Origin of the sequence: Klebsiella sp. 141198, assembly GCF_050600785.1 — a bacterium.
GTDB lineage: Bacteria > Pseudomonadota > Gammaproteobacteria > Enterobacterales > Enterobacteriaceae > Klebsiella > Klebsiella aerogenes.
Window position 1 is genome coordinate 510,649 of sequence record NZ_JAQIRM010000001.1, and the last position, 16,833, is coordinate 527,481.

General features: G+C 57.2%; 17 protein-coding genes. 5 read left to right on the plus strand and 12 right to left on the minus strand.

Annotated elements, in window-relative coordinates:
- The first annotated feature begins 131 nt into the window (after positions 1-131).
- A complete protein-coding gene (locus PGR10_RS02460; protein WP_213317623.1) occupies positions 132-1,058 on the plus strand; it encodes a LysR family transcriptional regulator in 927 nt (308 codons plus the stop codon).
- Here the strand turns inward: PGR10_RS02460 and mdcH are convergent.
- The 9 genes from mdcH to PGR10_RS02505 all read right to left on the minus strand — a co-directional run bounded on the left by mdcH (position 1,048) and on the right by PGR10_RS02505 (position 9,367).
- The gene (mdcH, locus tag PGR10_RS02465; protein WP_430923103.1) at positions 1,048-1,950 is read right to left on the minus strand and encodes a malonate decarboxylase subunit epsilon; all 903 of its coding nucleotides are present in this window, start codon (positions 1,948-1,950) and stop codon (positions 1,048-1,050) included. The two genes, PGR10_RS02460 and mdcH, sit on opposite strands and share 11 nt — an antisense overlap.
- Positions 1,950-2,567 carry a malonate decarboxylase holo-ACP synthase gene (locus PGR10_RS02470; protein ID WP_271032604.1) on the minus strand — a complete coding sequence of 206 codons (618 nt, stop codon included), beginning with the start codon at positions 2,565-2,567 and terminating at the stop codon, positions 1,950-1,952. Before PGR10_RS02470 ends, mdcH begins: the two co-directional genes overlap by 1 nt.
- Before the next feature lie 3 nt (positions 2,568-2,570).
- Positions 2,571-3,530, minus strand: a complete 960-nt coding sequence (locus PGR10_RS02475) for an AEC family transporter (protein ID WP_004148291.1) — start codon at positions 3,528-3,530, stop codon at positions 2,571-2,573.
- Between the two features lie 136 nt (positions 3,531-3,666).
- Positions 3,667-4,467 carry a biotin-independent malonate decarboxylase subunit gamma gene (mdcE, locus tag PGR10_RS02480; protein WP_430922854.1) on the minus strand — a complete coding sequence of 267 codons (801 nt, stop codon included), beginning with the start codon at positions 4,465-4,467 and terminating at the stop codon, positions 3,667-3,669.
- Positions 4,467-5,300, minus strand: coding sequence for a biotin-independent malonate decarboxylase subunit beta (locus PGR10_RS02485; RefSeq protein ID WP_012541866.1), 834 nt, complete (start codon positions 5,298-5,300; stop codon positions 4,467-4,469). Before PGR10_RS02485 ends, mdcE begins: the two co-directional genes overlap by 1 nt.
- On the minus strand, positions 5,293-5,592 hold the full coding sequence (gene mdcC, locus PGR10_RS02490) for a malonate decarboxylase acyl carrier protein (protein WP_008805033.1): 300 nt from the start codon (positions 5,590-5,592) through the stop codon (positions 5,293-5,295). Before mdcC ends, PGR10_RS02485 begins: the two co-directional genes overlap by 8 nt.
- A 17-nt stretch (positions 5,593-5,609) precedes the next feature.
- Positions 5,610-6,452, minus strand: coding sequence for a triphosphoribosyl-dephospho-CoA synthase (locus PGR10_RS02495; protein WP_430922855.1), 843 nt, complete (start codon positions 6,450-6,452; stop codon positions 5,610-5,612).
- Positions 6,452-8,107 carry a malonate decarboxylase subunit alpha gene (gene mdcA, locus PGR10_RS02500; protein ID WP_430922856.1) on the minus strand — a complete coding sequence of 552 codons (1,656 nt, stop codon included), beginning with the start codon at positions 8,105-8,107 and terminating at the stop codon, positions 6,452-6,454. The genes PGR10_RS02495 and mdcA overlap by 1 nt, the downstream gene beginning before the upstream one ends.
- A gap of 225 nt (positions 8,108-8,332) precedes the next feature.
- Positions 8,333-9,367 (minus strand): AI-2E family transporter, encoded by a 1,035-nt coding sequence (locus PGR10_RS02505; protein ID WP_087858529.1) that lies wholly within the window; start codon positions 9,365-9,367, stop codon positions 8,333-8,335.
- Positions 9,368-9,815: 448 nt separating this feature from the next.
- On the opposite strand from PGR10_RS02505, the gene mdtJ reads away from it, so the two are divergent.
- From mdtJ to PGR10_RS02520, 3 genes are all read left to right on the plus strand, one after another.
- Positions 9,816-10,178 (plus strand): multidrug/spermidine efflux SMR transporter subunit MdtJ, encoded by a 363-nt coding sequence (gene mdtJ / locus PGR10_RS02510; protein WP_087858530.1) that lies wholly within the window; start codon positions 9,816-9,818, stop codon positions 10,176-10,178.
- Complete coding sequence (gene mdtI / locus PGR10_RS02515; protein WP_087858531.1) at positions 10,165-10,494, plus strand: multidrug/spermidine efflux SMR transporter subunit MdtI; 330 nt, start codon at positions 10,165-10,167, stop codon at positions 10,492-10,494. The genes mdtJ and mdtI overlap by 14 nt, the downstream gene beginning before the upstream one ends.
- A gap of 101 nt (positions 10,495-10,595) precedes the next feature.
- Positions 10,596-12,752 carry a putative bifunctional diguanylate cyclase/phosphodiesterase gene (locus PGR10_RS02520; RefSeq protein ID WP_430922857.1) on the plus strand — a complete coding sequence of 719 codons (2,157 nt, stop codon included), beginning with the start codon at positions 10,596-10,598 and terminating at the stop codon, positions 12,750-12,752.
- Here PGR10_RS02520 and PGR10_RS02525 read toward each other — a convergent pair whose 3' ends face one another.
- A complete protein-coding gene (locus tag PGR10_RS02525; RefSeq protein WP_162750230.1) occupies positions 12,753-13,565 on the minus strand; it encodes a trypsin-like serine peptidase in 813 nt (270 codons plus the stop codon).
- A 653-nt stretch (positions 13,566-14,218) separates the two neighbouring features.
- On the opposite strand from PGR10_RS02525, the gene PGR10_RS02530 reads away from it, so the two are divergent.
- A complete protein-coding gene (locus tag PGR10_RS02530; protein ID WP_183269045.1) occupies positions 14,219-14,476 on the plus strand; it encodes a hypothetical protein in 258 nt (85 codons plus the stop codon).
- 158 nt (positions 14,477-14,634) lie between these two features.
- Here PGR10_RS02530 and asr read toward each other — a convergent pair whose 3' ends face one another.
- Together asr and PGR10_RS02540 are read right to left on the minus strand one after the other, a co-directional pair.
- On the minus strand, positions 14,635-15,054 hold the full coding sequence (gene asr / locus PGR10_RS02535; protein ID WP_430922859.1) for an acid resistance repetitive basic protein Asr: 420 nt from the start codon (positions 15,052-15,054) through the stop codon (positions 14,635-14,637).
- 172 nt (positions 15,055-15,226) lie between these two features.
- Positions 15,227-16,714 carry a carboxypeptidase M32 gene (locus PGR10_RS02540; protein WP_430922860.1) on the minus strand — a complete coding sequence of 496 codons (1,488 nt, stop codon included), beginning with the start codon at positions 16,712-16,714 and terminating at the stop codon, positions 15,227-15,229.
- Positions 16,715-16,833 lie beyond the last annotated feature (119 nt).

A 16,833-nucleotide genomic window follows, 5' to 3' on the forward strand; every position in this document is an offset into this window, starting at 1 on the left:
GGAAGACCATGGTCTTCCCTTTTTTGCGTTATTTACCGGCTGAGGCCGCGCGCTGCCTGCAACTTTGGCCTCATAAAAGATATACTGGTTTGAATTGAAAAAGAAAATTAAACCAGGAGTGTGGAAGGGCTATGAGAGACGATATTAACCAGGAGATCACCTTCCGCAAGCTATCGGTCTTTATGATGTTTATGGCGAAGGGCAATATCGCCAGAACCGCCGAAGCCATGAAGCTCAGCAGCGTTAGCGTTCACCGCGCGCTGCATACGCTCGAAGAGGGTGTCGGCTGCCCGCTGTTTGTTCACAAAGGGCGCAACCTGCTGCCGCTGCAGGCGGCGTGGACGCTGCTCGAATACTGCCAGGATGTGATGAGTCTGATGAGCCGCGGGCTTGAGGCGACGCGTAAAGTCGCCGGCGTCGGTCAGGGGCGATTGCGCATCGGTACACTCTATTCGCTGACGCTGGAAACCGTTCCGCGCATCATTATGGGGATGAAATTACGCCGCCCGGAGCTTGAACTAGATCTGACGATGGGCTCCAATCAGATGCTGCTGGATATGCTGGAAGACGATGCCCTTGACGCTATCTTAATCGCGACCAATGAAGGCGAATACAATAATTCGGCTTTCGACGTAGTGCCGCTGTTTGAAGACGATATCTTTCTCGCCGCGCCGGCGACGGAACAGCTGGATACCACTCAGCTCGCCGATCTACGCGATTACGCCGATCGCAAGTTTGTCTCGCTGGCGGAAGGATTTGCGACTTATGCCGGGTTTCAGGAGGCCTTTCAGGTAGCCGGTTTTGAGCCGGAAATTGTGACCAGGGTGAATGATATCTTTTCGATGATAAGCCTGGTGCAGGCGGGCGTGGGCTTCGCGCTGCTGCCGGGGCGGATGAAGAAAGTCTATGAAAACGATGTGCAGCTGTTAAAGCTGGCGGAACCCTATCAGATGCGCCAGCTGATCTCTATCGTCTATTCACACCATCGCGAGCGTGATGCCGACCTGCTGGCGCTGGCGGCGGAAGGGCGCATGTACGCCCGCAGTATTAATCGCTAAGCCGCTGCGCCAGATGGCGGGCGACGTCCACGCCGCTGCGCTCCAGCGAAATGGTCTCGCCGCGCCAGCCCGCCTGGCGGGTCAGGCAGGTGAGCACGCCGCCGGGCGGCATCTCGATTGCCAGCCTCGCGTCGCGTTCATCGGCGGCGATCATCGCCTCCTGCCAATGTACGGTGCGCGCCATGTTCATCGCCAGATCGTCGGCGATCCGCTGCGGATCCCACAGCACGCGCGCCGTCGAGCCGCTTAAATAGGCGCGCTGAGGGCGCGTTAAGGTGACGTCGGTAAAGGCTTTTGCCAGGGCGGCGGCAGGTTTAGCCAACAGCGCGCAGTGCGACGGCACGCTGACCGCCAGCCGTTGGGCTTTACTGGCGCCAGCCTGTAGCGCCAGCTGCGCTACCTCGGCCATGGCTTCATCGCGCCCGGCGATCACTATCTGCGTTTCGGCATTCAGGTTGGCGAGATAAACCTCGTGGCCCTGCATCAGCGCCTCAACCCGTGGGCGGGTCAGCCCCATAATCGCCGTCAGCCCGTAACCTTCGGGATAAGCCTGCTCCATTAAATCACCGCGTAGCGCCACCAGGCGCAGCGCGCTGGCGAAATCGAGCGCGCCGGCAATCACCGCTGCCGGAAACGCGCCGATAGAGAGCCCGCTGACCATCTGCGGATCCACGCCCTGGCGTTGTAGTTCGCGCGCCCAGGCTACTCCGGCGATCAGCAGACAGAGTTGTACTGCACGGGTATGCTTTAGCGCGTCGGCGCTATCGAGAGTATCGACTTCATCCCCCAGCACGGCGCGCGCCTGGGAGAGGATAGCCTCGCGATCGGGGATTGCCGCCAGCATTGCGGGGCGCTGGCCGCCCTGACCGGGAAAAGTAAATATAATCTTCATCATTCCTCCCTGTGCCACGGCGTCGCGGTTAAGCGTGCGCCGCGGGATGTTTTCAGTAGCGCGCGGCCATCGCGCAGCCACTCATTAAGGGCGAAGGCGCCGTAGGGCGTTTCTACCTGGGTATCGGCGCGGCACGGTAGTTGGGCAACTCGGGCCTGCCATTCCAGCAATGCCTCGCGGTCCAGCGGCTGCGGCGCGCGGATCAGCAGATCCAGATCGCTTGCCGCATGCAGCACTGGGATTTCGGTTGCCAGCGCGTAGCCGGTACTACCGGTGATGCCCCAGCGCCAGGGCCAGCGGTGTAAGGTAAGGGCGATAGCCGCCTGGATCGGCGGCTGCGAAACAAAAGGCGAATGGAGTAAGACCTCACGTTCAACAAGCATCTCCGGGCTGACGCTGCGCACGATATTGTGCGGCTGAACCCAGCCGGCGGCGCGTTGTTCGCGCTTCATGCCCCGCACCCCAACCGGGATGCGGGCCTGGCCGTCAACGTCGCGTCTCACCACCACCGGCAGCGCGGCTCGCCACTGCTGAACCACCCACGGCTCGGCAATGTCTTCCAGGGCGCTGGCGTGGTTTAACCAAACTAAATCGTGGGGACGCGGCGTTGATGACATGGTTTACAGTCCTGAAGTCAAAGAGATAAACAGCGGTAGCGACAGGATACACAGAACCGAGCTCAACAGCAGCACGGCTTCAGCATCCGGAGACTGCACGCCGAAGCGGTTGCCGAAGACCACGCCGAAGAAGCCGGCGGCCAGCGCAATCATCAGGATCGCGGTAATGGCGATAGAGCCGTGCAGACCAAGTAACATCACCAGGCCCCAGGCAATAAACGGCTGCACCAGCAGTTTCACGATGGTTGATGTAGCGATCAGCGCATTGAGCTGCAGTTTACGTGCCGACAGGATCACCCCGGTGAGGAACAGCGCGGCGGCGGTGGCGGCCAGTCCCAGCGGTTTGATCGACGCCAGCAGCAGGTCCGGCATTTTAATGCCGATAGCGGAAAGTACCACCCCAAGCAGCGGGCCCCAAACGATCGGTTTTTTCACCGAACGCCACATCAGCACCGGCAGCATCGCCAGCGTAGAACCGCTGTTTTCACCCGCGGCGCGTGCTTTTTCACGTTCCAGAATCAGCAGGCAGAACGGGGTCATCAGTACCGAGCCGCAGGCGATAGAAACCGCCACCGACAGTGAGGTTGATGCGCCTTCACCCAGCACGCTGCCGAGGATCGGCAGACCCAGCGCGGCATAGTTTGGCAGGGCGACGGTGAGGGTCAGCACCGCGGCATCCTGCGGCGTGCGTTTGAACACGCTGGTGGCGAGGAAGTAGATCGCGGCATAGGTGATCCACATCGCGCCGGTCAGCACCAGCACTAGCGGCGACTGGGCGACGATACCTGCCCACGGCGTTTGTACCGTCGCGCTAAATAGCGTGGCGGGTAAGGCAAAATCCATTACAAAAATATTAAGCAGCGAGACGTTTTTGTTATCTACCATCCCGGCCTTTCCGGCCCAGAAACCCAGCAGCATGATAACGAAAATGGGCGCGAGAGCATGAATAATCACATAAGTCATAAATCACCTGTAAATAAAATAGAGTACTGGCGCGATTGTTATTTTTTCTAAAAGCCGTCCCTTCCCGGAGCGTTTATTCCGCGCTCCGGGAGACTGCTTCCGGCAGGTTTTCTTCTACTACTTACGTACGAACGTCTTACCAGCTGGCGCGCATGCGATCGCGAACCAGCTGTGAGCTGCGGCGGTTTTCCGCGCCCAGGCGACACTTCAGTGAGGTATCGGTGCGCGCGTCAGCGATGGCGTCGCGCAGGGTACGGCTGACCAGCGACAGATCGCCTTCGTCTGGCGCATCCGGATTGCTGATATCGAGCAGGGCGGAAAGCAGGCCGAGCGTAGCGTAGTTGCTGACGTCATAGGCCATCGGCGGGATCGTCGCCGCCAGTTTCTCCAGCGCCTCTACGGTACGCAGCGTAATGCGCGCTGCCGATTCTTTACCCATCGCGTGGACCAGCACGCCGCTATCGTTAAAGGCGATCAGGCGGTTGGCCTGATAGCCGTGGGCCAGAAACGCCCCGGACATCGCTTTTCCGACGATCAGGCCAATCACCGGGTGGCCGGCAAGACGGGCTTTGGCGTAGGCGCCTGCTGCTCCGGCCAGCGCCTGGTGGATGCCGAAGGCTTCTTCACGGCGACCATAGGCCTGGCTCGGGACATCAATTACCGCGACGATCGGCCGTTTGACAGGCAGATCGGCGTCGGCGGCGATGGTTTCGTTGACCACTTTCGCCAGCGTCCAGCCTTCCAGCAGGCCGACTTCGCCACCGGCAGCGCGCGGGTAATGGTTGTTGGCGTCAGGCACCACGGCGATAAAACGGACGTTTTCGCCATTAATCTGGCCATCTGCGACCTGTACCGAAGGGCATAGCCCGCTCATCAGCGGCGCGTTGGGCGCCAGTTTGTTCAGCCATAGCGCGGCGCGGTTTGGGAACTGACTCATTATTTATCCTCCCGGGCAAAAAGCTGTTTAATCTGCGCGGTGTCCGCCTGCTGGCGGGTATCGAATTGGCTCAAGCGACGCAGATAATCGTCATAATTGTCGCTGCGGTGCTGTGCCGGTACGCCTTTAGCGATGGCCTCGTTCATTGCGGTTTTAACGGCGTTAACGCCATCGTTAACCAGCGCATCGACCAACCCGCTGGCGGCGCGAATTTCACCCCCGGTCATACTCCAGATAAACGGTCGGTTGCGGGAGTCATACTCTTCAATACCGGCCTCCTGCTCGATAACCTGCGGGCCGTTGAGGCCAAGACGGGCTTCACGGGTAACGATAAGGTAACTGCACAGCGCCGCGGCTATGGACATGCCGCCGAAACAGCCGACGGTACCGGTAATAATGCCGACCACCGGGGTGTAGCGGCGCAGGTCGACAATCGCGGCATGAATATCGGCGATGGCGGCCAGACCGAGGTTGGCCTCCTGCAGACGTACGCCGCCGGTTTCGAGGCACAGTACCGCCTGCGTCGGGATACCGTTGCGGTTATCTTCCGCCGCCAGCTCCAGCGCGGCGGCCATTTTGGCGCCGGAGACTTCGCCCATACTGCCGCCCTGGAAGGTGCCTTCGATGGCAATCACCACCGCAGGTTGGCCGTTGATAGTGCCTTTGGCGACCACCATACCGTCGTCGGACTGCGGGACGATGCCTTGTGCGCCAAGCCACGGCGACATAATGCCTTCAAACGGGTCCAGCAGTTCGCGGTAGCTGCCATCGTCCAGCAGGGCGTGGGCGCGTTCGCGAGCGCGCAGTTCGATAAAGCTGCGATCGTTACGCATGAGCGGCCTCCTCAAATACTTGTTCAATACGAATACGGGCGACGCCCGGCGTGGCGCCGAAGTCGTGGATAATCAACTGCCCGGCGGGCAGGCCGTTGATCAGGTTCAACCTGTCGAACAGCGCCTGCCAGCGCGCCTGGCTGTTATCCACTGAGGTGGTGATCTGTACGTTGAGCGTGGCGCCCTGTGCGGCGGTATAAAGCACTTCCATATCGCCAGAACCTACGACCCCTGCCAATGCTTTGCCGCTGAGGGCGCGGTTGGCAGGAAATGACAATGTAATCTGTTCCATAACATCCTCTGAATGCGTTAGCCGGAAACCCGGTCGAGAAACAGGGTGGCGGCAAGGAGATCGGCCGCGCCACCCGGCGAGGCGTTTTGCGCCAGCATCTGCGCGTCAAGGCGCGCCAGCGCGGCGCGACCGGCGGCGCTGGCGCAACCGCCAGCCGCCAGAACCTCGCGGGCGCCTTGCTGCATGGCGTGCAGGCCGTTCATGCCGGCACGCGACAGCACGCAGGTATCGCTCAGCGAGGTCATGATGGCCATCAGCGCGTCGAGACGCGCCTGCGGCTCGCTGGCGCCTCGCGCCCGGCTTTGTTGCAGTTGCGGCAGCGCCAGGGTGATAACATGCGGAAATCCGCGCTGCGCTTCCTCGCGTGCGCCCGGCACCTGCCAACGGCGGCTGGCGCGCAGCCCCTTACTAAAGCTTTTCGGCGCGAAGCCGTCAGGTAGGCGGGCGAGGGCGGCGGCGGCGGCGGCGATCGCCTGTGATTGACCCTCTCCACCCAACATCGCCACCGCGCTGACCAGCAGGCCCAGCGCCCAGATGGCGCCGCGGTGGGTATTGACCCCGCCGGTGGCCATCATCATCTGCGCTTCGCCTTCGCGACCGAGGCGGCCGACGGTTTCGCGCAGGGCGATATCCGCCGGACGCTGCCAGCTTTGCTGCGCCAGCGCGTGAAAGGTCGGCTGCAGGCTGCGGGCGGAGCGTTCCATCAGTTCCAGATTGAGATCCTGATGCGCGCCGCTGCCGCGACTATCGACCAGTCCCGGTTTCGGACTCAGACGGGCTTCGTCAATCAGACACGTGCTGGCGGTATGCGCCAGCCAGCTGACGCGGCTTTCTGCGTGTAGGGGGGAGAGATTTTTCATTACCAGCTCCGGAATTTTGCCGGTGGGTTGTACAGTCCGTCGGACCATTCCACCAGGTCGGCGACGCTGCCGGCGGCCAGTAGCGAGCGGGTGGCATCGCTGCGGCGAATGCCGATATCTTCCGGGTAGACGACTTTGCCGCTCTGGCGCAGCGCGGCGACGCGTTTGGCGTCCACCCCGAGGCCAATATCGGTGATCCCGGCCACCGCGGCGACCATCGCCCGGCGCTCTTCAAGGCTATCCGCCCGGTACAGGTAGGCGATACCCTCTTCGGTCAGCACGTGGGTTACGTCATCGCCATAAATCATCACCGGCGCCAGCGGCATGCCGGAGGTTTTGGCGACGTCGACCGCATCGAGCGTTTCAACGAAGGTCGGTTTCACGCCGGCCTGGAAGGTTTCGACCATCTGCACCACCAGTTTTTTACCGCGCTGCATCGGGTCTGGTTCAGTGATCATATTGAGCCAGGCCGGGGTGGCGTGGCGACGACCGTGCGGGTCGTGACCCATGTTCGGCGCGCCGCCGAAACCGGAAAGACGACCGCGGGTGACGGTTGAGGAGTTAGCCAGACCATCAACCTGCAGGGTCGAACCGATAAACATATCTACCGCGTACTGACCTGCCAGCTGGCAGAAGGCGCGGTTGGAACGCATTGAGCCATCCGGGCCGGTAAAGAAGATATCCGGGCGGGCGCGGATATACTCTTCCATCCCCAGTTCGCCGCCGAAGCAGTGCACGCTTTCCACCCAGCCGCTTTCGATGGCCGGGATTAAGGTAGGATGCGGATTCAGCGTCCAGTGTTTACAGATTTTGCCTTTCAGTCCGAGCTGTTCGCCGTAGGTGGGCAGTAACAGCTCAATGGCGGCGGTATTAAAGCCGATACCGTGGTTAAGCGACTGCACCTGGTGTTCCGCGTAGATGCCTTTAATCGCCATCATCGCCATCAGAATGTGTTCTTGCTTAATCAGACGCGGGTCGCGGGTGAACAGCGGTTCAATGAAGAACGGTTTATCGGCGACCACCACGTAATCAATCCACGAGCCGGGAATATCGACGCGCGGCAGATCGCATTCGTCGTCCACCAGTTCGTTGACCTGGGCTATCACAATGCCGTCATGGAAGGCGGCGGCTTCGACCAGCGCCGGGGTATCTTCGGTACTTGGCCCGGTGTACAGGTTGCCTTTACGGTCCGCTTTATAGCCGGCGATCAGCGCGATGTTTGGCGACAGATCGACATACAGGCGGGAGTAGAGTTCGATATAGGTGTGGATGGCGCCGATTTCGAGCAGACCATCTTCCAGCAGCTGCGAAATTCGCAGGCTCTGCGTGCCGGAGAAAGAGAAATCCAGTTTACGGGCAATGCCTTTTTCAAACAGGTCCAGATGCTCGCTGCGCCCGACGCTTGGCATAATCATATGCAGGTCGTGGATTTTTTGCGGATTAACCTCGGCGAGCATGCGGGAGAGGAAATCAGCCTGTTTCTGGTTGTTGCCTTCCAGTACCACCCGATCGCCCGGGGCGAGCAGATTTTCCAGTACGCTGACCAGTTGGTCAGTGGGAATGACTTTGCCGGCAATCTTCGCTTCGGCCAGCCGCCGCTGTTTTTCCGTCCGGCGACGGTTCCAGACCCGTCCCGTCGTTTGTTCAGCATTCATTGTTAACCTCCTGATTCGACAAATCGTTTCGTTTGTCCTGGTGGAAGTTAGTGTGCGCGGCGCGGCGCTGCGCATCAATTAAGCACGCCAGCTAATCGTTAGCTTTAGAGTAATGATTGGATGTGCCCATTTGTGATGGGGATCAATAATAAGAAAGGAGTAACGGTCTAAGCGGAAAAGATGAAAAGAGGAGAAGGCTGGCGGATAAGCCAGCCCGATTGCCGGTTATTCTTTACTTAAGTCACTAAGTAAGAAAGCAATACTCTGCCCGCCGTTGGTTTGCTCAAGGGCGATTTTCACAATGATGGTCAACGGCACCGACAGCAACATGCCGACCGGGCCAAGTAACCAGCCCCAGAAAATTAACGACAGGAACACCACCAGCGTGGAGAGCCCCAGCCCGCGGCCCATGATACGCGGCTCGAGAATATTGCCGAACACCAGGTTGATAATCAGGTAACCGGCAGTGACGATCAGCGCCTCATACAGGCCGCCAAATACCATCACCTGCAGAATCGGCGGGATGGCCGCCAGTACCGAACCGATATTGGGAATATAGTTCAACGCAAAGGCCAGCAGCCCCCACATAAAAGCAAAGCGGACGTCTAACAGCGCCAGCATGCCCCAGACCACCAGCCCGGTGACCAGGCTTATCGCGGTTTTCAGCACCAGATAGTGGGACACGCTATCAATCGCCCGCTGAATGGCGCCCATCCCCTCAACCGGCCGCGACATCAGTTGCTGGAGCTTGGCGGGCAGCTGCGGCACTTCCAACAGCATGAATACCACGGTGAGAAGCAACAGGAAAATGGACGACATCGCATTCGACAACTGGGTCAGTAGACTGGTCACCAGCGTCATCACCGCGTTAGGGTCGATATACTTATTCAGCTCAATGGCGGAGACGGTAAATCCAAAGCGCTGTAGCCATGGCGTGACCGTTTTTAGCGGTTCGGCCAGCGACGTGCGGTATTGCGGCAGGGTACGCGCCAGTTCGTTAAGCGATGTGCCAAGCGACGCCAGCAGTACCACCGCCAGCAGCACGATGGCGCCCACCAGTAGAGAAATCGCCAGCACCCGGGGCACCCGGAAGCGCACCATCAGCTGGACCAGCGGGTTAATGACCACCGCCAGAAACAGCGCTAAGATAAAGGGGACGATAATATCGGCGGCAAAGCGGATGCCGGTAAGGATGATAACCAACATGCCCAGCATGATGACGATCTTGAGTCCATTAAGGGTGATGATGGGTTTGGCCATTGGGTTCCTTACGCTGGAGATGAAAACGTCCTTGATCATAGCGACTTTGCTATTCGCGTTTATGATGGAGATCAGTTTGAGAAAATACTAATCGAAATCGCACCTTGGACGTAAAGAATTGCAAAGACTTTGAGTTAATATTAACACTATGGTACAAATTTACTTGTGTTTAACTACCGAGGACAATTTTTTTCCGCAATGACGAGAAGCAACACCGCGGATAATTGTAATTTTATGAACAATCAGTTCAGCCTTTATTTTTCGACTCATCACGCATTACCTTTCATCCTTTCCCGATTTGCTGGCGAACAGCACTGGCGCTCAGCGCTATAGTCCCATTCTCTCTGCCTGAGCTGGCGCACCGCGCACGGCTATAACTACGTCAGAATTTTTTCGGTTTACCTTCGTAAGCCGTCATGGATTGTATTCTCAAGCAGGAGAAGGGATTATGTTTTATTGGATTTTATTAGCCTTAGCTATCGTTGCTGAAATAACCGGCACGCTGTCTATGAAATGGGCCAGCGTCAGCGGCGGTCATACAGGCTATATTTTAATGCTGGCAATGATTGCGCTTTCATATATTTTCCTGGCCTTCGCCGTTAAAAAAATTGCTCTCGGTGTGGCGTATGCGCTATGGGAAGGTATCGGTATTTTATTAATTACCGTATTCAGCGTGCTGCTGTTTGACGAAAGCCTGTCTATCGTAAAACTGGCCGGGCTGGCAACGCTGGTCGCGGGTATTGTGCTGATTAAGTCCGGCACCAGGAAAGCGGTGAAACAGCGCGAGGAGAAAGCTCATGCAACAGTTTGAGTGGATTCACGGCGCCTGGCTGGCGCTGGCTATCGTACTGGAAATTACCGCGAACGTATTTCTGAAGTTTTCCGACGGTTTCCGTCGTAAGACCTACGGTATTCTGTCGCTGGCGGCGGTGCTAGGCGCTTTCAGCGCCCTGTCGCAGGCGGTAAAAGGTATCGACCTTTCCGTCGCTTATGCGTTATGGGGCGGGTTTGGGATCGCGGCGACTATCGCCGCCGGCTGGATCCTCTTCGGACAACGCCTTAATCATAAAGGCTGGGTAGGCGTCGTGCTGCTGGTAGCCGGCATGGTATTGATAAAACTGGCTTGATATGATGCCGCCTGCGTAGGCAGGCGGCAAATTCTGTCCTCTGTATTACGCTTAAAAAGCAGATTCGGCTTCCTTTCTGTAGGCCGCTATGAGGACAGCGCATGATCCCTTTGCCTGGCTGGCGGAATATCCCCTCTGCCAAAATTCTTTCCGTACTGGTCTTTCTCGCCGGCCTGGGGCTGGTGGTCTCCGTTATTTCTCTCTTCTATTTGTCACAACACCTGGTCAGTATTAAAACCAACGAAATTGATAAGCACCGTACGATGCTCTCGGTGGAAGGGGCTGTACAGACATCGGTTAATCGGGTGCTGTCATTGGTACTGGATAATTCGATTTGGGATGATGCGGTTAAACAAACCTATACGCCCCATCTTGACTCACACTGGCTGTATGATTCGTGGGGATCGGGTTTTAAGATTAATAATCTCTACGACGGCACTTTTATCCTGGATGAAAACTACCGCATCCTGTGGGGCGCTTTTCGCAGCGAGCCATTTACCGAATCCGATATTGGTTTTTTCGGCAGCGGGTTGCGAACCCTCATCGAGCAGCACGCGGATGCGCTGAGACGCGGTGAAAATGCCTTTGCTGGTATTACCCGTACTCGCGCAGGTATCGCGTTTGTCGGTATCGGCTTGATTCGCCCGACGATCGGCCGCTTGCCGGTTTATGACAAGACCCGTCGCTATCTGGTCATTACCCGACACATTAATCCGACCATGCTGGAAACCCTGGGGACTACTTTCCAGATTAATCGCCTGCATACGACGCAGTTCGCCGGCGAATACAGCGTACCATTACGTACAGAAGGCGGCGAAACGCTGGCATATCTGAGCTGGCAGCCGCGTCTTCCTGGTGCTGAGGCGGCGCGCGCCGCGTCAAACAGCATCAGGCTTATCGCCATTCTGGCGGCGAGTTTAATTCTGCTATTCATTCTGCTCAGCAGCCTGGGGCTATACAAACTGGCGCGCGGCGAACAGCAGGCGCGAAAAAATGCGTTGACCGATTGGCTGAGCCGTTTGCCGAACCGTCGGGCGTTGATCGAACGTTTGAATACGATGGGCGACTGCGGCAAGAATGAAATGCAAAGCGTGGTATTTATCGATCTCGATGGTTTCAAAGACGTTAATGATAACTACGGCCATGACGTTGGCGACGCGCTGATAGCGCATATTGCCCGCGAACTGCAGGATCGGGTTCCGGCGGGGGCGATGCTGGCGCGGATGGGCGGGGATGAATTCGCCATGACCGTCAGCGGTGAACAAGCGGTTAATCAGGCTTCGGCGTTTGCCTGGGCGGTACTGGAATTATTAAAATCGCCCATTGAACTCAGCGCGCGCAAAATATATATCAGCGCCAGTATCGGTATTGCCAGTGGCGTGCCGGCGGTTTGTTCCAGTACCGAATTGTTTCGTCGCGCAGACATGGCTATGTACCACGCGAAGAAGAGCGGTAAGGGGAGAGCGGCCTGGTATGATGACACCCTTAACGAAACGCGCCAGCACCAGCTACACATCGAAAATGGCATCCGCGAAGGTCTCGAAAAAGGCGAATTTGATGTCTGGTATCAGCCGATTGTCAACGCCGATACGCTGGTGATGGAAGGCGTAGAGGCGTTGCTGCGCTGGTCGCGGCGCCCTGAAGGCCCGCTGGCGCCGGATGCTTTTATTCCCATCGCCGAAAGTAGCGGATTGATCTACGCGCTTGGTCAGTTTGCGCTAGCGCAAGCCTGTTACGATTTACAGCCGATGGGAGATCTGCTCCTTTCCGTCAATATCTCACCGGCGCAGTTCCGCGACCCGGAATTTGAAACGCGGGTGATCCAAACCCTGGGACGCTGTCAGTTTCCTGCGCGCCGCCTGCAGCTTGAGGTGACCGAAAGCTACGTACTGGAAAACCCGGAGCGCGCCCGCATGGCTATCGAGAACCTGAAATCGTTGGGGATCACCGTCGCGCTGGACGATTTCGGTATTGGTTATTCCAGTATTGGTTATCTACGCAGCTGTCGTTTTGATAGTCTGAAGATTGATAAGTCGTTAGCCGGCTTGGTGGATGTCGACCCGCAGGCGGCAGAACTGGTGCGCGGCACGGTACGTATCGCTAATGCGCTGGGGATCACCGTGGTTGCCGAAGGGGTTGAAAGTCAGCAGCAGCTGGCGCTGCTGCGGCGGGCGGGATGCGATCGACTTCAGGGATATTATTTCAGTCAACCGATGCCGATCGATTCATTGCTTCAACTGCGCCAGCAGCAGGGATAATCACTCATTGGCCAGCGCTTCCAGCTTGTCGAGAAAACCGGTCACGGCAATAGCCCGGTTATCGGCGCGATAGCGATCTTTCGGGCCCGGCGCCGAGCTTTGCACCGCAATGACCTGCCAGCCGTTTTCCGTTTTTAACAGCAGCGGAGAACCGCTGTCTCCCGGTAGCGTATCGCATTGATGTGATAGAACTGAGGCCTGCGCCCATCCCGTCACCAGACAATCCTGATGGCTATAGAGGCTATCCAGATGATCTTCCGGGTAGCCGGATTGCGTCACTTTGCGGTCCGTTGCTTTCAGCGCCGCGGTTAGCGCTTCTTTATCACCGCGGAAAACCGGAACTGGCGTAATGCCGCCGGGCGCGTAGCGCAGGACGATCAGGCCAAAGTCCCAGGGGGCTGCGGAAGACGGAACAATCCAACCATCGCCGTCCGCTTTAAGCCGTTTACCCAACGACGGATCGGTACGGCCATCAATCCCGTGAATTTCATAGACCCAATTACCTTTACGCGAGATAAAACGCAACGCGACGGCCTTATCCGGCTTGCCTTTCGGCGGCTGCAGCAAACAGTGACCGGCGGTGAGGGCCAGATGCGGCGAAATCAGCGTTGCGGTACACAAATTACCGCTGGCGGTTTCTAACTGGCCGATGGCATCCCAGGGGGAACTGGCCGGGTCGCTGACCGCTTTACGATCGTCATGGCCGAAAAAAAGCGTTTTGATATCTTTCGCGCTCATGCCGTCATCATCGGCGTGAGCAAACAGAGGAAAAATACAGAACGAACACAGTAATAACAGTACGTCTCTACGCATATCACTCTCTGGGGAGATAATTATGTCTATTGAAAGTAGCAGGAGATTTAAGTTTATGAAAGTTAAGAATAATTTTTATTAAGCCAAACGGCAGTTAAAATGAATCCTGAAGTCATTTCATCTATGCAAGAACCATGTGAATTCAGAGGGTTAACGCATTATCTCTGCTGTTGTCATTTCCGCAGAAAGCGGCGGGTAACGCAACATAATTCGTGTATCGGAACGTACATAAAGCGCGGGAAAAATAATCACTTTGCCTTGCAGGACATTCGCAAAGCGCAATTTTTTGCGGGTGTTTTAGTCGCCTTGCGAGCACGAAAGTTCATCGTCATTGGCGTTTTTTTACCATCTTCTCAATTATTTTCACTACGAAACATTTTCTCACTGTAAACATCGTTTTCGCTGGTTCCCATTGAGTGAAATGTGAGGTTGACCCGGCCATCATAAGCGCAATGTCATTTCCCGCAGTGGGAGGGTGTATGTCTAAACAAGGTATTCGCGCATTAGTTTATGTTTCGCTGGTTTCAATTTTTATGTGGGGCGCGATGGGCTATCTCGTCATTGAGGCGGTACATGCCCTGTAATGACCCGCCAGCGCCGTGAGGTGGCGTGGGCTATAATATCCGCCAGTGAATGCAGAACTGGCGGATATGATGACTATCGATGAGACGCGATTACGGGCGGTGATTGCAGGAGCAGATAGCGAAGTGTCGACCGCTGAATTGGCGGTGGAGCTGCTGGCGGCGCGGCAAAAAATTAGCGAGCTGGAACGTCAACTGGCGACGCCGATTCGCTTACCTTTCTCCAGCGCGAGCCCGGTATGCGAAATTGAAGCGGGATATGCGGCGGGAGTCAGCGATTGCCGTCAGGCGATACGTGCAGCCGGTTTTCCCATTGAGGGGGATGAATAGCGACGCCTAGTAGAGGAAAAAGCGGGTTGCCACCAGCGCGCAGATTATCAGCAGTATCAGGATGAGCTCAAAACGATAACGTCGCAGCATAGCGCTCTCCAGAAAAAAACGGCGCTGAAACAGCGCCGATTTATACAAAACCAGACTAACCGGAAAGATTATGCAGCCGGCTGAGCAGCAGGTTTAGCTGCGGTGTGTTTAGTGGTTTTGTGGTGTTTTTTGGCAGCCTGAGCTTTCTGCGCTACTGGTTTAGCGGCAGTTTTGTGGTGCTTTTTGGCAGCCTGAGCTTTCTGCGCGGCCGGTTTAGCGGCGGCTTTGTGGTGTTTTTTCGCAGCCTGAGCTTTTTGCTCTACTGCAGGTTTTGCCGTGGCTTTTTTGTGTTTCTTGGCAGCCTGGGCCTTCTGTTCTGCAGCCGGTTTGGCGGCAGCTTTGTGATGTTTCTTATGGTGAGTGGTCTTGGCAGTGGTGCTGTGAGTTGCAGCAGCAGGTGCCTGAGTGGTGCTTACTGCATCAGCAGCGAAAGCAGCGGAAGACAGACCCATAGCAGCGGCAACGACCAGAGCTAATACTTTTTTCATTCTGATATCCTCGAAAAGGTTTCTTCATTTCAACCCCACTGCGGGGCCGTTGAAGTAACTATATGCTTGTCTTTTCGAGCTTTCCGTGAGTGTTTGGTATCGGCGTGTAACCGTTTGTACAATATCCGTCTGGTCAGGCGAAACGCGCCGGAGCAGGCCCCGGCGCACAGGCTTAGAGATAACGGGCGGTAAGATGCTGGCGGAAATACTCGCTGTTGAGATCTTCGCCGGTGGCATTTTTAATCAGCTGCGAAGTGGTAAAGCGGCTGCCGTGTTGCCAGATATTTTGCCGCAACCAGTCGAACAGGGCGTTAAAATCGCCGCCGGCGATATCCTGCGCGAGATTCGGTAGCGCGCGTCTGGCGGCCGCCATTAACTGTGCGGCGTACATCGCCCCCAGCGTATAGGAAGGGAAATAGCCGAAACCGCCATCGGTCCAGTGAATATCCTGCATACAGCCGTCACGATAGTTGCCGAGGGTCGAAATACCCAGCCAGCTCTGCATTTTCTCATCCCACAGGGCTGGAATATCGTCTACTTCAATATCGCCGTCGATCAGCGCCCGCTCGATTTCATAGCGCAGAATGACGTGCGCCGGGTAGCTGACTTCGTCGGCATCGACGCGAATGAAGCCCGGCTTCACGCGCTGGTTCCAGGCGATAAAGTTTTCCGCGCTGAACGCCGGCTGGTCGCCAAAGCGTTGACGCACGGCGGGCAGCAGGCGGTTGAGGAAGGCTTCGCTGCGGCCAAGCTGCATTTCGAAGAACAGACTCTGAGATTCATGAATCGCCGTTGAGCGAGCCAGCCCAACCGGCTGATCGACCCAGTTACGCGGGAGGTTCTGTTCATAGCGCGCGTGGCCGGTTTCGTGGATCACGCCAAATAGCGCGCTGAGCAGATCGTTTTCGTTATAGCGGGTGGTGATCCGGACGTCCTCTGGCACCCCGCCGCAGAAGGGGTGTGCGCTAATATCCAGACGCCCGCCGTCAAAATCAAAGCCTAAAACCCGCATCGCTTCCAGCCCCAGCTCGCGCTGATCGGCGATGGCGAAGGGCCCCTGCGGCTCGAGCAGCGTTTTCTGCGCTTGCTTATCGACGACGTTTGCCAGCAGCGACGGCAGCCAGGATTTCAGATCGGCGAATAGCACGTCAAGACGCGCGCTGGTCATGTCGGGTTCAAAAATATCCAGCAGGGCGTCATAGCGGGAACACCCTTTAGCATCGGCTCGGATCTGCGCCTCTTCGCGGCTGAGCTTAATGACTTCGCGCAGGTTTTCGGCAAATCCCTGCCAGTCGTTAGCCGGTCGCTGGCTGCGCCAGGCATGTTCGCAGCGGCTGCCGGCCAGTGATTTCGCCTCCACCAGGCTTTCCGGCAGTAGCGCCGCCTGCTGATACTGCCGGGTCATTTCGCGCAGGTTAGCTTGCTCCAGATCGTTAAGGTCTTCCTGTTGGGCGTGCCGCAGCCATTCGCCAACCTTCTTGTCGGTCAAAATTTGGTGCTGCAGCACCCCGAGCTCCGCCAGCGCTTCGCCGCGCGCGCGGCTGCCGCCGGGCGGCATCATGGCGAACATATCCCAGCCGGCGATGGCGGCAAGGTGAGAGAAGCGGGAGAGCCGTTGGAATGTGCGGGTGAGCTGCTGATAGTTGTTGTTTTCAGTCATAGTCTCTGCTGGCCTGTGGCGAGTGAAATAAATCTGTTGTCAGAGGGTACACTAGCGCGTCGGGGGGATTTGGTCGAGTCGTGGGAACGACATTTTGCGTGCGGCGAAAAATGCGTATG